Origin of the sequence: Streptosporangium sp. NPDC048047 (assembly GCF_040653115.1) — a bacterium.
GTDB lineage: Bacteria > Actinomycetota > Actinomycetes > Streptosporangiales > Streptosporangiaceae > Streptosporangium.
The window spans coordinates 82,854-100,926 of sequence record NZ_JBEZNH010000013.1 but is presented as its reverse complement, the minus strand read 5'-3'; the positions used below and the strand labels follow the sequence as shown (position 1 = coordinate 100,926).

Sequence of the window (18,073 nt, the reverse complement as noted above, 5' to 3'; positions counted from 1 at the left end):
GGCGCCGCCGTACGGCGGCGCCCCCGGGAACCGGACGCGTCGCGGCCGGGCCGCCGGAAGCGGCCCGGCGGCGGATCACGGGTCGAGGTCGGCGGCGCCCCGCTCGGCGAAGACCCGCATCGCCTTGGAGGTGATCGGGCCCGGCGCGGCCGGCAGAACGGTCTGGTCGACCGCGCGGATGGGCTGGATGTCGCGGGTGGTGGAGGTCAGGAACGCCTCCTCGGCCTCGTGGAGGGCCGACAGCGGGACGTCCTCCTCGGTGCCGCCGCACCACTCCAGGGTGAGCGCCCGGGTGACCCCGGCCAGGCAGCCGGAGGCCAGGGTGGGGGTGATCAGCCGTCCGTCGCGGACGATGAAGACGTTGCTCCCGGTGCCCTCGCAGAGGTTCCCGGCGAGGTTGGCGAAGATCGCCTCGCCGCCGCCCCGCGCCTTGGCGTAGGAGAGGGCCTTGGCGTTGTCGCCGTAGGAGGTGCTCTTCACCCCGGCGAGCGCGCCGCGCTCGTTGCGCGGCCAGGGCACGACGGTGACGTCGGCGGCGGCCGGGAAGGGCTTCTGCTCGCCGACGATCACCACGGCGGTGCAGCCCTGGTCGCCGCGGTCGGAGCCGAGCGGCCCGGGGCCGCTGGTGTAGGTGACGCGGATCCGGCCGAGCGGCCAGGCGGGGGCCTCGGCGAGGCAGGCCCGCACGCCCTCGGCGATCGCCTCGGTGTCGGGCTCGGGCAGGTCCATGCGCTGCGCGGAGAGCCGGAGCCGGTCGAGATGGCGGGTGAGCGCGAAGGAGACGCCGTTCACGCATTTGATCGTCTCGAACACGCCGTCGCCGACCATCAGCCCGTGGTCGAAGACCGACACCGTGGCGCTGTCCGCCGGAACGAGTTTCCCGTTGACCCATACGGGGGTGTTCATCAGTTTCCTCCTGAACCTGCCGAACCGGATGTGGAGGCGAGCGCGACCAGCCGCGCGGCCTTCAACTCGGTCTCGTGCCATTCGCGTCGTGGATCGCTGCCCCAGGTGATGCCCGCGCCGGTGCCGAAGCGGATCTCGCCGGAGGAGATCCAGAAGGTGCGGATGCCCACGGCCAGCGACGCCCGGTCCCGGTCGGCGTCGACCCAGCCCACAGCACCACAGTAGGGCCCCCGCGGTTCGGGTTCGAGTTCATCGATGACACCGAGCGCGGTGGATTTGGGCGCGCCGGTCACCGAACCGGGCGGGAACGTCGCCGTCAGCAGCTCCGGCCAGCCGTATCCGGGGGCGAGCCGGGCCCGGACCGTGGAGACCAGGTGCACCAGGCCGGGGTGCTCCTCGACCTCGCACAGGGCCGGCACGGTGACCGAGCCGACCTCGGCGACCCGGCCCAGGTCGTTGCGGACCAGGTCGACGATCATCACGTTCTCGGCGCGGTCCTTCTCCAGCAGGTCGTCCGCGGTGGCGCCGGTCCCCTTGATCGGCCTGGACTCGACCACGTCTCCGTCCCGCGACAGGTAGAGCTCCGGGGAGGCCGACACCACGCTGCGGCCGGGCAGGCACACCGTGGCGGCGTGCGGGGCGGGGTTGCCCTCGGCCAGCCGTACGGCCAGCGCCAGCGGGTCCGCGTCCCCGGGCAGCGGCGCGGTCAGCACCCGGCACAGGTTGGCCTGGTAGACGTCGCCGCGCTCGATGCGGGCGCGGATGCGGCGCACCCCCTCCTCGTAGGCGGCCCGGTCGAGGGAGCTGCGCCACGCCGAGGGGGCGGGGCCGTGCCAGGGGCGGCGGGGCGCGGGCAGCGGCGCACGGCGGACGTCGTCGAACCGCGCGCAGGTGACCTTGCCCTCGTAGTCGAGCACGACGGCCCACCAGCCCTCGCCGTCGAGCGCGGAGACGTCGGTGGTGACGTCGCGGAGCCGGGTGGCCAGGAACCCCCCGGCGTGGGCGAACGAGTCGTGCATGCGGCTATTGTCCCGCTGATGCGTGCGGCTGCCGTCCCACCGTCTCCACCGTCTCCGTGAGCAGCCGCACCAGCGCGCGGGCCGCGGGCAGGGGCGTGCGGGGCAGGGCGGTGGAGACCGTCCGGCGCGGGGCGGACCCGCCGAGGGAGCGCAGCACCAGGCCGGCCGGTACGGCGGGCGCGGCCAGGGCCGGCACCAGGGTGACGCCGAGCCCCGCCGCGACGTACCCGAACTTGCCGGTCCACTCGGCGATCCTGACGGTGGCACGGGGGGCGAAGCCGGCGCGGGCGCACGCCTGGGCGAGCAGGGTCGTCCCGCCGGGCGGCGGCGCCTCGATCCAGGTCTCCTCGCGCAGCTCGCGCAGGTCGACGACCTCCAGCCCGGCCAGCCGGTGCCCGCGGGGCAGCGCGACCAGCAGTTCCTCCTCCACCAGCCCGGTGAGTTCCACGTCCTCGTCGTAGGGCAGGCCGGCCGGGTAGTCGCTGACCACCGCGACGTCCAGCTCCCCCTCGCGCATCCGGCGCAGCAGGCCGCCGCTGGGGCCCTCGACGGGCATGAGGGCCACGTCGGGGAAGCGGTCGGCGAAGGCGCGCAGCGCGCCGGGGACCAGTGCGACGTTGGCGGTGGCGAACGCGCCGACGCGCAGCGTGCCCCGGTGCCCGCCGTGGATGCCGGCCAGTTCCTCCTCGGCGCGGGCCAGCCGGTTCAGCACCACCCGGGCGTGGTGGTGCAGCGCCTGCCCGGCCGGGGTGAGCCGGACGCCCCGGGCGAGGCGGTCGAACAGCGGGCCGCCCGCCTGCGTCTCCAGGGCGGCGATCCGCCGGGAGACGGCCGACTGGGTGTAGTTGAGCCGGGCCGCGGCCGCGGTGAACGAGCCGGTGGCGGCCACGGCGTCCAGCAGGCGCAGCGCGTCGGTGTCGAACACATTCCTCCTACGCATGGATGACATGAAATGTAGTCGCTGGTGGAATGGCACGCGCGTCCGTACGGTGACACCCATGATTGCTTTCCTCGGTCTGGGGCGCATGGGCGCCCCCATGGCCGGCCGCCTCGTCGCGGCCGGGCACAAGGTCACGGTGTGGAACCGCACCCCCCGCACGCTGGAGGGGGCGGCCGTCGCCGGCTCCCCCGCCGCGGCGGTGGCGGAGGCGGAGCTGGTGGTCACCATGCTCAGTGATCCCGAGGCGGTCCGCGGGGTGCTCACCGAGGCGCTCCCCGGTCTGCGTCCGGGGACCCTGGTGGCGGAGATGTCCACGATCGGGCCGGAGGCGGTGGCCGGGCTCCGCGCGCTGCTCCCGGCGGGGGTGGGCCTGGTGGACGCTCCGGTGCTGGGCAGCGTGGGGCCCGCGCGGGACGGCACGCTGACCGTGCTCGCCGGCGGCGCGCCGGAGGACCTGGCGCGATGCCGTGAGGTGCTGGAGGTGTTCGGCCGGGTCCGGGAGGCCGGTGGGCCGGGCGCGGGGGCCGCGCTCAAGGTGGCGGTGATGAGCGCGCTGGTCCCCGCCCAGGTGCTCCTGGCCGAGACCCTGGCCCGCGCGGAGGCCGGCGGTGTGGACCCCGGCGTGCTGCTGGACGTGCTGGGCGGCACCCCGCTGGGCGGGCTCGTCGAGCGGGTGCGGCCCGCGGCCGAGAGCGACGGCCCCTTCGAGACCCGCTACACCCTCGGGCTGGCCGCCAAGGACCTGACGCTGGCGTCCCCCGCGACGGGGACGATCACGGCGGCGGCCAGGGACAGGCTGCTGGAGGCGGCCGCGGCGGGGCTGGGCGGCGCCGACCTGACGGCGGTCTTCGGTCACCTACGGGCGGCCGGCCGTACGGAGGACCGTACGGCGGGCGGCGCGGACGTCCTCGATCATGCCGCCACCGCCGGAGGGGTGAGGCCGAGCAGGGGCGTGGCGAAGGTGAACCCGGCGTCGGTACCGGCCACCAACGGCCGCTACTCGCACGCGACGAAGGCGGCGGGCCTGCTGTTCGTCTCCGGGCAGGTGGCGCTGGACGGAGAGGGACGGGTCGTCGGCGAGGACGACATGACCCGCCAGTCGGAGCACGTGATGGAACTGCTGGCGCGGATCCTCGCCGACCAGGGCTGCACGTTCGACGACGTCACCCACATCCGGACCCATCTGACCGACATGTCGAGGCTGCTGGAGTACGCGGTGGTCCGTGCCCGGTACATCACCGGCGAGCCTCCGGCCAGCACCACCGTGGAGGTGTCGCGGCTGTTCCGGCCGGGGCTGATGATCGAGGTGGAGGTGATCGCCGCCCTGCCCGCGGAGCGGTGACCGGCCCGCGGGGCCACACCGGGTACGGCAGGCCGGGCGGACGCCTCCGGCCGCGCGCGGGGGCGGCGGACCGGGGCGCCCCGGCCGTCTGACGGCTCCGGTGAGCCGGCCGCCACCCGTCCCGGGTGACGGCGGGGCTCAGGCCAGGGGGCCGGTGACCGTCTCGGCCGCCGCGACGACCGAGTCGTCGGCCACGAGCCGGACCGTCGACTCGATCTCCGGCGCGAGGAAGCGGTCGGGTCCGGGGCCGGAGACCGCCTGGCGCAGGCAGGCCACCACGGCGGCCGTGGCGGGGGCGGGCCGCAGGGGCGCCCGCATGTCCAGAGCGCGGGCCGCGGTGAGGATCTCCACCGCCAGCACCCGGGTGAGCCCGTCCACCGACCGGCGCAGCTTGCGGGCGGCCGACCAGCCCATGGAGACGTGGTCCTCCTGCATGGCGGAGCTGGGGATGGAGTCCACGCTCGCGGGCACGGCGAGGCGCTTGAGCTCGGAGACGATCGCCGCCTGGGTGTACTGGGCGATCATGTGGCCGGAGTCCACACCGGGGTCGTCGGCCAGGAAGGCCGGCAGGCCGTGGCTGCGGGCGACGTCCAGCATGCGGTCGGTGCGGCGCTCGGAGATGCTCGCCATGTCCGCGGCGGCGATGGCCAGGAAGTCCAGCACGTATCCGACGGGGGCTCCGTGGAAGTTGCCGTTGGACTCCACCCGGCCGTCGGCCAGGACCGCCGGGTTGTCGATCGCCGAGGCCAGTTCCCGGGCGGCGACCGACGCGGCGTGCGCCAGGGTGTCGCGGGCGGCCCCGGCGACCTGAGGGGCGCAGCGCAGGGAGTAGGCGTCCTGGACGCGGGTGCAGGTGCCGTCCCGGTGGGAGTCCATGATCTGCGATCCGGCCAGCAGCGCGCGGAGGTTGGCGGCGCTGGCGGCCTGGCCGGGGTGCGGGCGCAGGGCCTGCAGGTCGGCGGCGAAGACGCGGTCGGTGCCCAGCAGCGCCTCGATGCTCATGGCCGCGCCGACGTCGGCGACGCGGAACAGCCGGGTGAGGTCGTCCATGGCCAGGATCAGCATGCCGAGCATGCCGTCGGTGCCGTTGACCAGGGCGAGGCCCTCCTTGGCGGCCAGTTCCACCGGCTCGACGCCCGCCTGCTTCAGCGCCTCGGCGGCGTCCGTCAGCCGCCCGGAGGCGTCACGGACGACGCCCTCACCCATGATCGTGAGCGCCACGTGGGAGAGCGGGGCCAGGTCTCCGGAGCAGCCGAGGCTGCCGTACTCGTGCACCACGGGGGTGATGCCGGCGTTGAGGAGGCCCTGGAGCGCCTTGGCGGTCTTCGGGCGCACGCCGGTGTGGCCGGTGGCCAGGGTGCGCAGGCGCAGCAGCATCAGCGCCCGGGTGACCTCGGTCTCCACCTCGGGCCCCGACCCGGCGGCGTGCGAGCGGATCAGGGAGCGCTGGAGCCTGGCGCGCAGCGAGGGCTCGATGTGCCGGGTGGCGAGGGCTCCGAACCCGGTGGAGACCCCGTAGGCCGGGACGGGGCTCTCGGCCAGTTCGTCCACCCGGGTACGGGCCGCGGCCACGGCCGCCACGGCGTCGTCGGTCAGGCGCACCGTCGCCCCGTGCCGGGCCACTTTGACGACGTCGTCGAAGCTCAGCGGCTCGGTCCCGACGTTCACGACCTCGTTGTCGCGCATGGTGTCACTCTCTCGCGGTGGATGGTAACTGGTGTATGTGATGTTAGACCCTTACAAGCGGAGGTGGCCGCCCCGCCATCGTCACCCGGTCCGCCGTCTTCCACCACTCGCCGGAGTGCCTCATTCAGGGAGCCGGAAGGCCCTCTTTCCTGGGCCCCGGCGCGCTCCGGTTTGGGGAGTCGGCCGCCATTCGCTAGAGTTCTACCCGTGAGACCGGGCCTCGGCCCGGGAGTCGCACGCGGAAGTGGCTCAGTGGTAGAGCATCACCTTGCCAAGGTGAGGGTCGCGGGTTCGAATCCCGTCTTCCGCTCGGAAGGGGCCTGCGGGCCCCCACTCGGTGGAGTGGCCGAGAGGCGAGGCAACGGCCTGCAAAGCCGTCTACACGGGTTCAAATCCCGTCTCCACCTCTGGCTTCGACGAGGACGATTAGCTCAGCGGGAGAGCGCTTCCCTGACACGGAAGAGGTCACTGGTTCAATCCCAGTATCGTCCACCCAGGAGAGACCCCAGGCCGGCGGCCTGGGGTCTTCTGTTTTCCGGAGCCGCGACGCACCGCGGCCGGGCACACCCCGGCGACCGCACCTCCGCGGAGCACCCACGGCAGGCGCACCGCCTCCGGGCACACGGTCCCGCCTGCGGCGAGTGCTCCGCCGGCCCGGGTCCGGAGGTCTCCCCCATCAACCGTTCGGTGGATTCCGGGGACGCCGCCCCTCGGTGACCCTCGGAGCATGACAGTCATCGAGATCGAGGGCCTGAGGAAGAGCTACCGGGCCGTCAGGGCGGTGGAGGACGTCTCACTGACGGTGGAGCGCGGCGAGATCTTCGGCATCGCGGGCCCCAATGGGGCGGGGAAGACCACGGTCGTGGAGTGCGCGTCGGGACTGCGGGACCGGGACGGCGGCACCCTGCGGGTGCTGGGACTGGATCCGCGGACCGATCGGCGTGCGCTGCTGCAGCGCGTCGGCGCCCAGCTGCAGGAGGCGGCCCTGCCCGACGCGATCAAGGTCGATGAGGCGCTACGGATGTACGCCTCCTTCTATGACGAGCCCGCCGACTGGCGGACGCTCATGGACGAGTGGGGGCTGACGGCGAAGAGACGCCACGGCTTCGCGAGCCTGTCCGGCGGCTGGAAGCAGCGGCTGTTCATCGCGCTGGCCCTGGTCGGTGACCCCGAGGTCGTCTTCCTCGACGAGCTCACCACGGGTCTGGACCCCGCCGCCCGCCGTACGACCTGGGGCCTGATCCGCGCCATGCGCGAACGCGGCGTCACCGTCGTGCTGGTCACCCACTTCATGGACGAGGCCGAGGCGCTGTGCGACCGTCTCGCGGTCATCGACCGCGGGCGGGTCATCGCCGCGGGCACCCCGTGCGAGCTGATCGCACAGGGGCGATCCGGCTCGCTGGACGAGGCGTACTTCGCGCTGACCCGAGGGGACGGCGCGTGAAGGGCGCCGCGCACGTCATCGCGGTCGAACTCAGGCTGATCGCGCGTGACCCGATGTCGGCGTTCTTCGCCCTGGCCTTCCCCGCGATCATGTTGTGGGTCAAGCTGCGCACCGGCCGGCCGCTGCCGGGCGGCCTGCCGGCCGTCGACGCCACGGTGCCGATGCTGAGCGTCTTCGTCATCGGCCTGGCCGCGCTGGTCATCCTCCCCGCCACCCTCGCCGGGTACCGGGAACGCCGGGTGCTGAAGAGGCTGCGTGCCACCCCCGCCTCGCCCACCATGCTGTTCGCCGCCCAGTGGGCCGCCCACATGCTGCTGGCCGCGCTCGGAACGGCGCTGCTGGTCGTCGCCGGCCTGGCCTTCTACGGACTGGCGGCGCCCGCGAACGCGGCGGGCGTCCTGCTGGCGTGGACGCTCGGCGCGCTGAGCCTCGGCTCCATCGGCCTCCTCGTCGGCGCGCTCGCCCCCGGCGGCCGCACCGCGACGGTGATCGGACTGAGCCTCTTCTTCCCGATGGGCTTCGTCTCCGGCGCGGTCATCCCCCGCGAGACCATGTCCGGTTCGATGCGTGCCATCGGTGACCTGACCCCCATGGCCCCCGCCGTGCGGGCGATCCGTGACGGCTGGGCCGGTGGCGCGACCTCCCCGGTTACCCTGGGCGTCATGGTCGCGATATCGATCGTCGCCGGCGGTGTCGCCCTCCGGGCGTTCCGGTGGTAGCGGCCGACGATCCCACCGTCGCACGGGGGGATCGCGTCTGGATCGCCCTGCCGTACCTGTTCATCCTGCTTCCGGCGGTCTTCTCCCTGCCGCGGGGCTGGAGGCCGGAGGTGCCGTTCCTGGTGCTGCTCGCCGCGGCCTGGCACTGGTTCATGGTCACGTCACGCCCCGGCCGGACCGGACGGCCGGCGGCGGTGATCGTCTATTTCGTCGTGATGCTCGCCGTCATCGGGATGCTGATCAGGATCGACACGCTGTTCACGGTGACGGCCCTGGTGATGTTCGTCCAGTCCTTCACCCTGATCCCGGGGTGGTGGGCGTACGCGGGGGTGGCCGCGACGGCCGGTGTGCTGGTCGTCGCCCGTCCGGGGCATGAACGGACCCCGGGCGAGATGCTCTTCGCCTTCCTCGCCGCGCTGCTGGTCGCCTCCGCGATCGGCCTGGTCGGCCAGGCCGTCCGCGAGCAGAACGAGAACCGCAAGGTGATGATCGCGAGGTTGCGGGAGGCCGGGGCCGAACTGACCGCCCTCGCGGAGGAGAACGCGAGCCTGCAGGCCCGGTTGCTGACCAGCGCCCGTGAGGCCGGCGTACTCGCGGAGCGGCAGCGGATGGCCAGGGAGATCCACGACACCGTCGCCCAGGGGCTGGCCGCCGTCATCACCCAGCTCGAAGCCGCCGACGCCGTGATCGGTGACGCATCCGCCGTCCGCGCGCGCCTGGACACGGTGCGGGCCCTGGCCAGGGAGAGCCTGAACGACGCCCGGCGCTCGGTTCAGGCGTTGCGCCCCGCGCCGCTGGACGAGGCCCAGCTCGTCGCCGCCCTGCACGACGTCGCCGGGAAATGGTCACGGGCCGCCGGCGTCCCCGTGTCCGTGTCGGTCACCGGCGACCCCCGGCCGCTGCATCCGGAAGTTGAGATCACCTTGCTGCGGGTGGCGCAGGAGGCGTTGACCAACGTCGGCAAGCACGCCTCGGCCACCCGGGTCGGCCTCACCCTGTCCTACATGGAGGATGTGGCGGTGCTGGACGTGCGCGACGACGGCTCCGGCTTCGTTCCCGGGGCGACGGACCCCTCGCAGATGAGCGGCTTCGGCCTCATCGCGATGCGCCAGCGGATCATCCGTCTGGCCGGCGCCTTCGAGGTCGAGACGGCCCCCGGCCAGGGGACGGGGATCTCCGCCACCGTTCCGGCCATCCCCGCGGGCGCGGATCCGGAATCGTCCGGCCGCTCCGGAAAGGCGCGGTGAGACATGCCGATCCGTCTGGTCATCGTCGACGACCACCCGGTCGTCCGTGACGGACTGCGCGGGATCTTCGCCGGGGACGACGCCTTCGAGGTCGTCGGTGAGGCGGCCGACGGGCCGGAGGCGCTCGTCGTGGCCCTGCGGACCGCCCCCGACGTCGTGCTCCTGGACCTGCGCATGCCGAAGATGAGCGGCGCGGAGGTCATCCGGCGGCTCCGCGAACAGGCGCCCGGCGTCCGCGTGCTGGTCCTGACCACCTTCGACGACGACACCGACGTCCTGCCCGCCATAGAGCAGGGCGCCACCGGCTACCTGCTCAAGGACACCCCGCGCGCCGAACTGTGCCGCGCCGTACGGGCGGCGGCCCGGGGCGAGACGGTGCTGTCGGCCACCGTGGCGGGTGTGCTGGCGGACCGGGCGCGCGCGTGCGGCCCGCACGCGACCGGGCCACGGGCGTCCGGACCTCGGGCGCTGAGCCGCCGGGAGCTGGAGGTGCTCGGGCTCGTCGCCCGTGGCGCGACGAACCGCGAGGTCGCCTCGAGACTGTTCGTCACCGAGGCCACGGTGAAGACGCATCTGCTGCACGTCTTCGCCAAACTCGAGGTGAACGATCGGGCGGCGGCGGTGGCGGCGGCGTACGAGAACGGCCTGCTCGGGCCGGGCGCCGCTGGCTGATCGTCGCGGGAGCGGCGCGCCGGTCCCGCGACGATCAGCTCTCGGGCGGCGCCCCGACGGGGCGAAGAGGGATCTCGGCCACCAACGTGGTCCCTCCCCCTTCCGGGCTCCTGAGGCTCATGCCGCCCCCCAGCGCCTCGACTCTGTCGCGAAGCCCGGTGAGTCCCGAGCCCAGGCCGGGGTCCGCCCCGCCGACCCCGTCGTCGACGACGGACACCCGCACCGTCGCCCCCACCTGGTGCAGACCCACGCGGACCCGCGACGCGTGCGCGTGCTTCGTCACGTTCGTCAGCGCCTCCGACACGACGTAGTAGGCCGCCGCCTCGACGCTGTCGTTCAGCCGCCCCTCCACGCCGACGTCCAGTTCGACCGGGGGATCGGAGCGGCGCGCGAGCGTCCTGAGGGCCGGTCCGAGCCCGGCCTCGGACAGAACGGCCGGGTGCAGGCCGCGCGAGATCTCCCGCAGGTCCTCCAGCGCGTCCGCCAGACCGTCGATCACGCGGAACAGCCGCGCCTTCATCTCCTCACGGCCGTGCGGCACGACGGCCACGGCGGCCTGCAGTTCGAGGGCGAGCCGTACGAGCAGCTGCTGTATCCCATCGTGAAGGTCCCGCTCTATGCGACGGCGCGTCTCGTCGGCTGCCGCGACGATCCGCGCCCGGGAGGCGGAGATCTCGGCGAGGTTCTCGGCGTTGGCGATGGCGATGGCCATGAGCTCGGTGAAGTCCATCATGCGGGCTTCGGTCTCCGGGGGCTGCGGTTCCGCGGCGGTCGACACCGAGAGCATGACCCCCCACAGACGGCCCTGGACCGTTATCGGCGCCCCGACCGTCGAGCCGATCATCCGGCCCCGTATCCACCGGTACCTGTCGTCGACGCGGCGGAAGTCGGTGACCCGGCCGGGCCGCCTGGTACGCAGCACCAGTTCGGACGTCGTCCCCTTCCTGATCGGCAGGCGCGTGCCCCTGTGGATCGGGTCATGGTCCGCAGACAGGTCATCGGGCGCCCGGCGCCCGGCGTCCGCGGAGCCGTCCCCTTCGGCCCCGCCGTTCCACAGCCCGACGACGGTCAGCATGCCGTTCGGCTCGTACCGGTTCACCATGACGTGCTCGGCCCCCACGATGCGGCCCATCTCACCCGCGACAGCACTGAAGAGCTCACGCGAGGAGATCCCGTGCGCGACGAGGGTGGCGACCCGGCGCAGGGCGGCCTGCTCCACCGCGATGTGGCGGAGCTCTTCGCAGCTCGCCCGCCTGCAGTCGGCGGCTCCGCCTTCGTTCGCATCCGCCGACTTGGCCGCCGCCCGGCGGTGGACGCGACCGGCGGCGAAACCCGCCGTCGCGGCGGCGACGCAGGAGAGACCGACCACGAGCCCCGATGCCCAGGACGGAGACTTCGTGCGGGACGGCGGCGACCTCACACCCGCGAGCACATGGCCACCCTACCTCCCCGACCGGCGCTTCCTGGAGTATGCGCAGGTGGCAGGCGGTCTGGCGAGGGTCGGCCGCATGACGGCCCCCGTCCCGGGCACCGTACGCTTGGCGGTGACCGCGACGAACCGCAAGGCGTTGTGAGGACGACGGTGCGATGAGCGGACGGAAGACGCGAATAGCGCTGGCCGAGGACGACGTGCTGCTCCGGGAGGGCATCGCGAGCCTGCTGCGGCACGAGGGATTCGAGATCGTCGCCCAGGCAGGGGACGCGGAGGAGCTCATGACCGCCGTCGTCGCGTCCCGGCCCGACGTCGCTCTCGTCGACATCCGGATGCCTCCGACCCACACCACCGAGGGCCTACAGGTGGCCCGGACGATCCGGGAGACCTTTCCCGAGACCGGGGTCCTCCTGCTGTCGGCCTATGCGGAGGTCGAGCACGCGATGGAGCTGCTGTCCGCCGGGAGCCGCGTCGGCTACCTGCTCAAGAGCCGTGTGGCCAGCGTCGCCGACTTCATCGAGGCGATCGATCGGATCTCCGGTGGAGGCTCGGTGATCGATCCCGCCCTGGTGCGGGAACTCTTCGCGACCCGCCACCGGGAGGACCCGTTGGAGCGACTGACCGCGCGCGAGCACGAGGTTCTGGCCCTGATGGCCGAGGGCCGCTCGAACGCCGGCATCGCCCACCGATTGTGGATCACCGAGGGGACCGTCGAGAAACACGTGCGCGCCATCCTCACCAAGATGCGGCTGCCCGATACGGGAGACGATCACCGGCGGGTCCTGGCGGTGGTCGCCTTCCTCGGATCCCGTTAGGGCTCCCCCCGGCCTCGGAGCCCTTCCCGGAAGGCCCGGATACCCGGAGGCGCCCCGGCCCCGCCCCCCAGAGGGGCGGCAGCGCCTCCCCCATCCCGCCTGGCCGCGACGACGGCGCGGACCGCCTGCGCGGAGAGGTCGGCCTTCGGGAGGAACGCCGTGACCGGTCCGGCCGACGCCAGGCCGGCGAGATCCTCCTCCCCGTACACCGAGACGAGGATGACCACCGCCCGGTTCCCCGGCCCGGCTCCGCCACCGGCATCGGCGAGCAGGCGCGCCACATCGATCCCGCGCTCCGGGCCCAGGTGGACGTCGACCAGCACGACATCCGGTGCGAGGTCGGCGAACAGGCGAAGAGCCTCCGCGCCGGCGCGGGCCGTACCGGCGACCGTGATCCCTCCGCCCTCCAGGATCTCCCTGGCGAGGGTGAGGAAGCGGTCGTCGTCATCGACGACCAGACATCGCAATACCACTCTTCCAGAATCCCGGCGGATGGCTCCGAAGGCATTGCAGCCAGCAGGTATATCGGGGCCCCGGTGGCATGAGGGCAGGTTGGGGGCTGGCCGCGATGACGGTGGCCGTACGGCGGGTGACAGTGAGTGGTGGAGGCTTCGAACGCAGGGAGATGATCGCCATGTCACGGAAAGCCCGTCCACACACCGGGACTCCCGACCCACTGTCGGCCCGAGGCGAAGGTCTCTGCGACGGTGTGCCGCTCCGGCAGCCGTACCCGTCTGAACTGCGGCGGCTCTTCACCGATGCCTCGCACGATCTGCGTACTCCCCTCGCGGGGCTGCGGGCCGAGCTGGAGGAGGCGAGGCTGCATCCGGAGCAGACCGGCCTCGCCGAGCTGGTGGAGCGCGCGCTGTGCAACGTGGACCGGTTGCAGGCCGTCCTCTCCGATCTCCTGCTGCAGACCCGGCCGGTGGAGGGATCGGCCGGCCGCGAACTCGTGAACCTGGCGGATCTGGTCCGTGTCGAGCTCTTCCGGCGGACGGGCCGATGGCCGGTGCACGCGTGGCTGCCCCGAGGGATCTTCGTGAACGCCGTGCCCTGCCGGCTCTCCCTGGCGATCGGATGTCTGCTCGACAACGCCCAGCGGCATGCCGCAAGCGGCGTGCTGATCGAGATCGTCCGTGACGGGGCCGATGCCGAACTGTCCATCGCCCACGACGGGCCGGGCGGCGCCGAGGCGGGCCGGGGACGGGTCCTCGCACCGTTCACCCACCCGGATCCCGGCCATGACCACGTTCTCGGTCTGGCGGTCATCCGTGAGATCGCGCATGCCCATGAGGGAACCCTGCGGACGGAGGACTTCGCCGCCGGCGGGGTGCGCTTCGTGCTCCGGCTTCCCCTGGCCGTCCGTACGTGACCGCCTGGCGGACGGCCCAAGCTGCCGTACGGCCGGCTCCCCCTCCGCCCCCATCCGGGTCCGCCGCGCGTTCCGGTGCCGCGGCGGACCCGCACACGTTCGAGGCCCGCTCAGGGCAGCAGCTCCCGGGAGATCGCCCGCATGGCCTGCTCGTGGGCCCATCCGGCGTCGCGGCCGGGCAGCCCGAGCAACACGTCGCCCGCGAGGCTGTCCATGATCCGGCAGATCCGCCCGGCGAAGTCCTCCGGATCGTCCAGCGGCCGGAACACCCCCTCCCCCGCCCCCCGGACCGCGAGGGCGGCCAGCTCGCGGACCCAGGTGCCGGTGAAGGAGGCGATCCGGGTCAGCGTCTCCTCGTCCCGGGGCGGCTGGGCGACGATCTGGGCCCACAGCCGCCAGCGGACGTCACCCGCGCCGCCGGGGAGGTACAGCTCCACCAGCCGCCGGACCGCCTCGAGCGGGTCGGCGACGGCCGCGAGCTCGGCCGTGCGGCGCTCGGCCAGCTCGTCCTCGCTGAGCAGGAGGGTCGAGACGAGCAGCCGGTCGCGCCTGCCGAAGTAGTACATGACGTGGCCGCTGCTCATGCCGGCCCGCTCGGCGATGTCGCGGACCCGCAGCCGCTCCGGCCCCACCTCGTCGATCGCCTGCAGCGCCGCCCGCAGCACGTGGGCTCGCACGTCGGGGCGCGCCGGCTTCGCAGTCATGGCTCATCACCGTACCTGTTTAGAATGCCGTTCTAAGTTTGAAATCCGTTCTAAGGGAGATCGCGTGCGGCTGACACCGACGGAACGCGACCGGCTCCTGCTGTTCACCGCGGCGGAGCTGGCGCGGGCGAGGAAGGCCAGGGGCCTGCGGCTCAACGTGCCCGAGGCCACCGCGCTGGTCGCCGACGCGGTCTGCGAGGCCGCCCGCGACGGTGCCCGGCTGGCCGAGGCCGTCGCGGCGGGCCGCGCCGTGCTGGGCCCGGACGACGTGCTGCCGGGGGTGGCCGACGTCGTCACCGAGGTGATGGTCGAGGCGGTCTTCGACGACGGCACCCGGCTGGCCGTGGTGACGGACCCGTTCGGCGGCGGCTCCCTCGGGGACGAGGCCCCCGGCGCGGTCATCGAGGCGCCCCGGGAGGCGCCGGTGGAGGAGGACGCCGTCGAGGTCGAGGTGGTGAACACCGCGACCGTGCCGATCAGCGTCACCTCGCACTTCCACTTCTTCGAGGTCAACCCGCGGCTGCGGTTCGACCGGGCGGCGGCCTACGGGCGGCGCCTGGCCGTGCCCGCGGGCTCGACCGTGCGCTTCGATCCGGGCGAGGGCCGTACGGTCCGGCTGACGCCCATCGGCGGCGCGCGGGTGGCGATCGGGTTCGCCGGGCTGGTGGACGGGCCGCTGGACGCGCCCGGCGCCTTCGAGCGGGCCATGGACAAGGCGCGGGCCTGCGGATATCTCGGCGGCGAGGAGGCGGGCGGGGCCGGCGGCTCCGTACGTCCCCGGCCGGCCGGACCGGCGGGAACGGGCGAGGGGAGCGGCAGGTGAGCGTGTACGGCCCGCGCAGGGGCGACCGGGTCAGGCTGGGCGACTCCGGCCTGGTGGTGGAGGTCGAGCACGACGCCCACCGGCCGGGGGACGAGTTCATCGCCGGATTCGCCAAGACCGCGCGCGACGGGCTGCATCTGAAGGCCGCCTCGGTCCGCGACACCTGCGACCTGGTGATCAGCAACGTCCTGATCCTGGACCCGTTCCTGGGCGTGCGGACCGCCTCGATCGGCGTCCGGGAGGGGCGGATCCACGCGATCGGCCGGGCCGGCAACCCCGACACCCTCGACGGCGTGGACGTGGTGGTCGGCACCGGCACCGCGATCGTGTCCGGCGAGGGGCTGATCGCCACGGCCGGGGCGATCGACACCCACGTGCACCTGCTCAGCCCGCGCATCATGGAGGCGTCCCTGGCCTCCGGCGTCACCACGATCATCGGCCAGGAGTTCGGGCCGGTCTGGGGCGTCGGGGTGAACTCGCCGTGGGCGCTGCGCCACGCGTTCAACGCCTTCGACGCCTGGCCGGTGAACATCGGGTTCCTGGCGCGCGGCTCGTCCTCCGGCGCGGCCCCGCTGGTGGAGGCCCTCGCCGAGGGCGGCGCGAGCGGATTCAAGGTGCACGAGGACATGGGGGCGCACACCCGGGCGCTGGACACCGCGCTGCGGGTCGCCGAGGAGCACGACGTGCAGGTGGCCCTGCACACCGACGGCCTGAACGAGTGCCTGTCGGTGGAGGACACCCTGGCCGTGCTGGAGGGGCGCACGATCCACGCCTTCCACATCGAGGGCTGCGGCGGCGGCCACGTGCCGAACGTGCTGCGGCTGGCCGGCGTCCCCAACGTCATCGGCTCCTCCACCAACCCGACGCTGCCCTTCGGCCGCGACGCGGTCGCCGAGCACCACGGGATGATCGTCTCGGTGCACGGCCTGCGGCCCGAGCTGCCCGGGGACGCCGCGCTGGCCAGGGACCGGATCCGGGCCGGCACGATGGGGGCCGAGGACGTGCTGCACGACCTCGGGGTCATCGGCATCACCTCCTCCGACGCCCAGGGCATGGGCCGGGCGGGCGAGACGGTGCACCGGACGTTCGCCATGGCGGGGAAGATGAAGGCCGAGCTGGGCGCCCCGGAGCGGCACGACAACGAGCGGGTGCTGCGCTACCTCGCCAAGCTGACGATCAACCCGGCCATCGCGCACGGCCTGGCGCACGAGGTCGGCTCGCTGGAGCCGGGCAAGCTGGCCGACATCGTGCTGTGGCGGCCGGACCACTTCGGCGCCAAGCCGCAGCTCGTGCTGAAGGCCGGCTTCCCCGCCTACGGCGTCACCGGCGACCCGAACGCCTCCACCGACATCTGTGAGCCGCTGGTGCTGGGCCCGCAGTTCGGCGCGCACGGCGCGACCGCCGCCGACCTGTCGGTGGCGTTCGTCAGCCGGGCCGCCGCCGAGGCCGGCGACGACCGCATGACCACCCGCCGCCGCCGGGTCGCCGTGCGCGGCACCCGCGGCATCGGCCCCGCCGACCTGGTGCGCAACGCGCGCCTGGGCGAGGTGCGGGTGGACGCGGCCGGCCTGGTCACCCTCGACGGCGACCCGGTGCGCTCGGAGCCCGCCGAGTCGGTCTCGCTGAGCCGCCTGTACTTCCTCTGACCGCCCCCGGGCCTCCTGCCCTGTCCCGTCCTGTCCCGTCCTGTCCCGTCCGGGAGGGTCCGGGAGGGTCCGGACACGCGATCCCACGACCCCGTCCCCGCCCTGGAAGGAGCCCCACGTTGTTCTTCATGCCGCCGGAGTGGCACCCGCACGAGCGCACCTGGATGTCCTGGCCGGTCCCCGGCTACACCCTCGACGCCGGGCCTGAGGCCGCGCACCGCGCCTGGTCCGCCGTGGCCAACACGATCGTCCGCTACGAGCCCGTCACGATGGTCGTCGATCCCGGCGAGCGGGACTCCGCCGCCCGGTGGCTGGCGCCGGAGGTCGAGGTGATGGAACAGCCGCTGGACGACTGCTGGATGCGCGACAACGGCCCGACCTTCCTGGTGGACGGGGCCGGCGGCCTGGCCGGGGTCGACTGGACGTTCAACGGCTGGGGATGGCACGCCCACGCCAAGGACGACCTGGTGGCGGCGGCCGTACTGGAGCGCGTGGGCGCGCGGCGGTTCCGCTCGGAGATGGTCAACGAGGGCGGCGGCATCCACGTCGACGGGGAGGGCACGGTCATCGTCACCGAGACCGTCCAGCTCGACGAGAGACGCAACCCCGGCTGGACCAGGGAGCGGGTGGAGGCCGAGCTGCGCGACCGGATCGGCGCGCGGAAGGTGATCTGGCTGCCGCGCGGCCTGACCGCCGACTACGGCCGGTACGGCACCGGCGGGCACGTGGACCTGCTGGCCTGCTTCGCCCGGCCCGGCCTGGTGCTCTGCCACGTCCAGCCCGACCCGGACCACCCCGACCACGAGGTGACCCGGGAGAACCTGCGGGTCCTGCGGTCGGCGACCGACGCCCGGGGCCGGGCGCTGGAGGTCGTCGAGCTGCCCGCCCCGGAGACCCGCGAGGTGGACGGCGAGCCGGTCGACTACTCCTACATCAACCACTACCTGGCCAACGGCCTGGCGCTGCTGTGCTCGTTCGGCGATCCGCGTGACGCCGCGGCGGCGGAGGTGTTCGCCCGGCTCTTCCCCGGGCGCGCCATCGAGACCGTGGACGCCCGGCCCATCTTCGCCCTCGGCGGCGGGATCCACTGCATCACCCAGCAGCAGCCGCGCCCGTGAGCCGTGGAACCTTCCAGGGGCCTTTTGTCCAGCGGGTGTCCTGATCCGGCCACCATAAGAAAAAGATCTTGTCAGCCTTGGTGATCAGTGCGAATACTTGCGGTTTGTTCTTGGTATCGAGGAAGGCCCCGCGCAATGAAACTCATCATTGTTCACAAGCCCGGCACAGTGGCACTGACGGGGGCCGC

17 protein-coding genes and 3 tRNA genes are annotated in these 18,073 nt (G+C 73.4%); 13 read left to right on the top strand and 7 right to left on the bottom strand.

Annotated features, from left to right (window positions below):
• Positions 1–75: 75 nt before the first annotated feature.
• The 3 genes from AB0D67_RS14435 to AB0D67_RS14425 are packed head-to-tail and all read right to left on the bottom strand — an operon-like array spanning position 76 to position 2,865.
• Positions 76–906, bottom strand: a complete 831-nt coding sequence (locus AB0D67_RS14435; RefSeq protein WP_362934122.1) for an aminotransferase class IV — start codon at positions 904–906, stop codon at positions 76–78.
• The gene (locus AB0D67_RS14430; RefSeq protein WP_362934119.1) at positions 906–1,925 is read right to left on the bottom strand and encodes a chorismate-binding protein; all 1,020 of its coding nucleotides are present in this window, start codon (positions 1,923–1,925) and stop codon (positions 906–908) included. Before AB0D67_RS14430 ends, AB0D67_RS14435 begins: the two co-directional genes overlap by 1 nt.
• A gap of 4 nt (positions 1,926–1,929) precedes the next feature.
• The gene (locus AB0D67_RS14425; protein ID WP_362934116.1) at positions 1,930–2,865 is read right to left on the bottom strand and encodes a LysR family transcriptional regulator; all 936 of its coding nucleotides are present in this window, start codon (positions 2,863–2,865) and stop codon (positions 1,930–1,932) included.
• Positions 2,866–2,923: 58 nt separating this feature from the next.
• Between AB0D67_RS14425 and AB0D67_RS14420 the strand changes: the two genes are divergently transcribed.
• Positions 2,924–4,207, top strand: coding sequence for an NAD(P)-binding domain-containing protein (locus AB0D67_RS14420; protein WP_362934113.1), 1,284 nt, complete (start codon positions 2,924–2,926; stop codon positions 4,205–4,207).
• A gap of 138 nt (positions 4,208–4,345) precedes the next feature.
• Here AB0D67_RS14420 and hutH read toward each other — a convergent pair whose 3' ends face one another.
• Positions 4,346–5,893: a histidine ammonia-lyase gene (gene hutH / locus AB0D67_RS14415; protein WP_362934110.1), complete on the bottom strand. Its 1,548-nt coding sequence runs from the start codon at positions 5,891–5,893 to the stop codon at positions 4,346–4,348.
• A 238-nt stretch (positions 5,894–6,131) separates the two neighbouring features.
• On the opposite strand from hutH, the gene AB0D67_RS14410 reads away from it, so the two are divergent.
• The 7 genes from AB0D67_RS14410 (at position 6,132) to AB0D67_RS14380 (ending at position 9,975) form a co-directional block, all read left to right on the top strand.
• Positions 6,132–6,203 (top strand) — tRNA-Gly (locus AB0D67_RS14410).
• 26 nt (positions 6,204–6,229) lie between these two features.
• Positions 6,230–6,300: transfer RNA gene (locus AB0D67_RS14405), tRNA-Cys, on the top strand.
• Positions 6,301–6,313: 13 nt separating this feature from the next.
• Positions 6,314–6,385, top strand: a tRNA-Val gene (locus tag AB0D67_RS14400).
• Positions 6,386–6,620: 235 nt separating this feature from the next.
• Positions 6,621–7,337 carry an ABC transporter ATP-binding protein gene (locus AB0D67_RS14395; RefSeq protein ID WP_362934107.1) on the top strand — a complete coding sequence of 239 codons (717 nt, stop codon included), beginning with the start codon at positions 6,621–6,623 and terminating at the stop codon, positions 7,335–7,337.
• Positions 7,334–8,056, top strand: a complete 723-nt coding sequence (locus AB0D67_RS14390; RefSeq protein ID WP_362934104.1) for an ABC transporter permease — start codon at positions 7,334–7,336, stop codon at positions 8,054–8,056. The genes AB0D67_RS14395 and AB0D67_RS14390 overlap by 4 nt, the downstream gene beginning before the upstream one ends.
• Positions 8,050–9,303, top strand: a complete 1,254-nt coding sequence (locus AB0D67_RS14385; RefSeq protein ID WP_362934101.1) for a sensor histidine kinase — start codon at positions 8,050–8,052, stop codon at positions 9,301–9,303. Before AB0D67_RS14390 ends, AB0D67_RS14385 begins: the two co-directional genes overlap by 7 nt.
• 3 nt (positions 9,304–9,306) lie before the next feature.
• On the top strand, positions 9,307–9,975 hold the full coding sequence (locus tag AB0D67_RS14380) for a response regulator transcription factor (RefSeq protein WP_362934098.1): 669 nt from the start codon (positions 9,307–9,309) through the stop codon (positions 9,973–9,975).
• Between the two features lie 34 nt (positions 9,976–10,009).
• On the opposite strand, the gene AB0D67_RS14375 is transcribed toward AB0D67_RS14380, so the two are convergent.
• Positions 10,010–11,407 carry a GAF domain-containing sensor histidine kinase gene (locus tag AB0D67_RS14375; protein WP_362934095.1) on the bottom strand — a complete coding sequence of 466 codons (1,398 nt, stop codon included), beginning with the start codon at positions 11,405–11,407 and terminating at the stop codon, positions 10,010–10,012.
• A 155-nt stretch (positions 11,408–11,562) separates the two neighbouring features.
• Here AB0D67_RS14375 and AB0D67_RS14370 point away from each other — a divergent pair, with 155 nt between their 5' ends.
• A complete protein-coding gene (locus AB0D67_RS14370; RefSeq protein WP_362934092.1) occupies positions 11,563–12,222 on the top strand; it encodes a response regulator transcription factor in 660 nt (219 codons plus the stop codon).
• Here the strand turns inward: AB0D67_RS14370 and AB0D67_RS14365 are convergent.
• The gene (locus tag AB0D67_RS14365; RefSeq protein ID WP_362934089.1) at positions 12,219–12,695 is read right to left on the bottom strand and encodes a response regulator; all 477 of its coding nucleotides are present in this window, start codon (positions 12,693–12,695) and stop codon (positions 12,219–12,221) included. The two genes, AB0D67_RS14370 and AB0D67_RS14365, sit on opposite strands and share 4 nt — an antisense overlap.
• 236 nt (positions 12,696–12,931) lie before the next feature.
• On the opposite strand from AB0D67_RS14365, the gene AB0D67_RS14360 reads away from it, so the two are divergent.
• Positions 12,932–13,594 (top strand): HAMP domain-containing sensor histidine kinase, encoded by a 663-nt coding sequence (locus AB0D67_RS14360; protein WP_362934086.1) that lies wholly within the window; start codon positions 12,932–12,934, stop codon positions 13,592–13,594.
• Positions 13,595–13,704: 110 nt separating this feature from the next.
• Here AB0D67_RS14360 and AB0D67_RS14355 read toward each other — a convergent pair whose 3' ends face one another.
• A complete protein-coding gene (locus AB0D67_RS14355) occupies positions 13,705–14,298 on the bottom strand; it encodes a TetR family transcriptional regulator (RefSeq protein WP_362934083.1) in 594 nt (197 codons plus the stop codon).
• Between the two features lie 64 nt (positions 14,299–14,362).
• Here AB0D67_RS14355 and ureA point away from each other — a divergent pair, with 64 nt between their 5' ends.
• From ureA to AB0D67_RS14340, 3 genes are all read left to right on the top strand, one after another.
• On the top strand, positions 14,363–15,121 hold the full coding sequence (gene ureA / locus AB0D67_RS14350; RefSeq protein ID WP_362934080.1) for an urease subunit gamma: 759 nt from the start codon (positions 14,363–14,365) through the stop codon (positions 15,119–15,121).
• A complete protein-coding gene (locus AB0D67_RS14345) occupies positions 15,118–16,767 on the top strand; it encodes an urease subunit alpha (RefSeq protein WP_362934077.1) in 1,650 nt (549 codons plus the stop codon). Before ureA ends, AB0D67_RS14345 begins: the two co-directional genes overlap by 4 nt.
• Positions 16,768–16,895: 128 nt before the next feature.
• Positions 16,896–17,885, top strand: a complete 990-nt coding sequence (locus AB0D67_RS14340; protein ID WP_362934321.1) for an agmatine deiminase family protein — start codon at positions 16,896–16,898, stop codon at positions 17,883–17,885.
• The last annotated feature ends 188 nt before the right edge of the window (positions 17,886–18,073 follow it).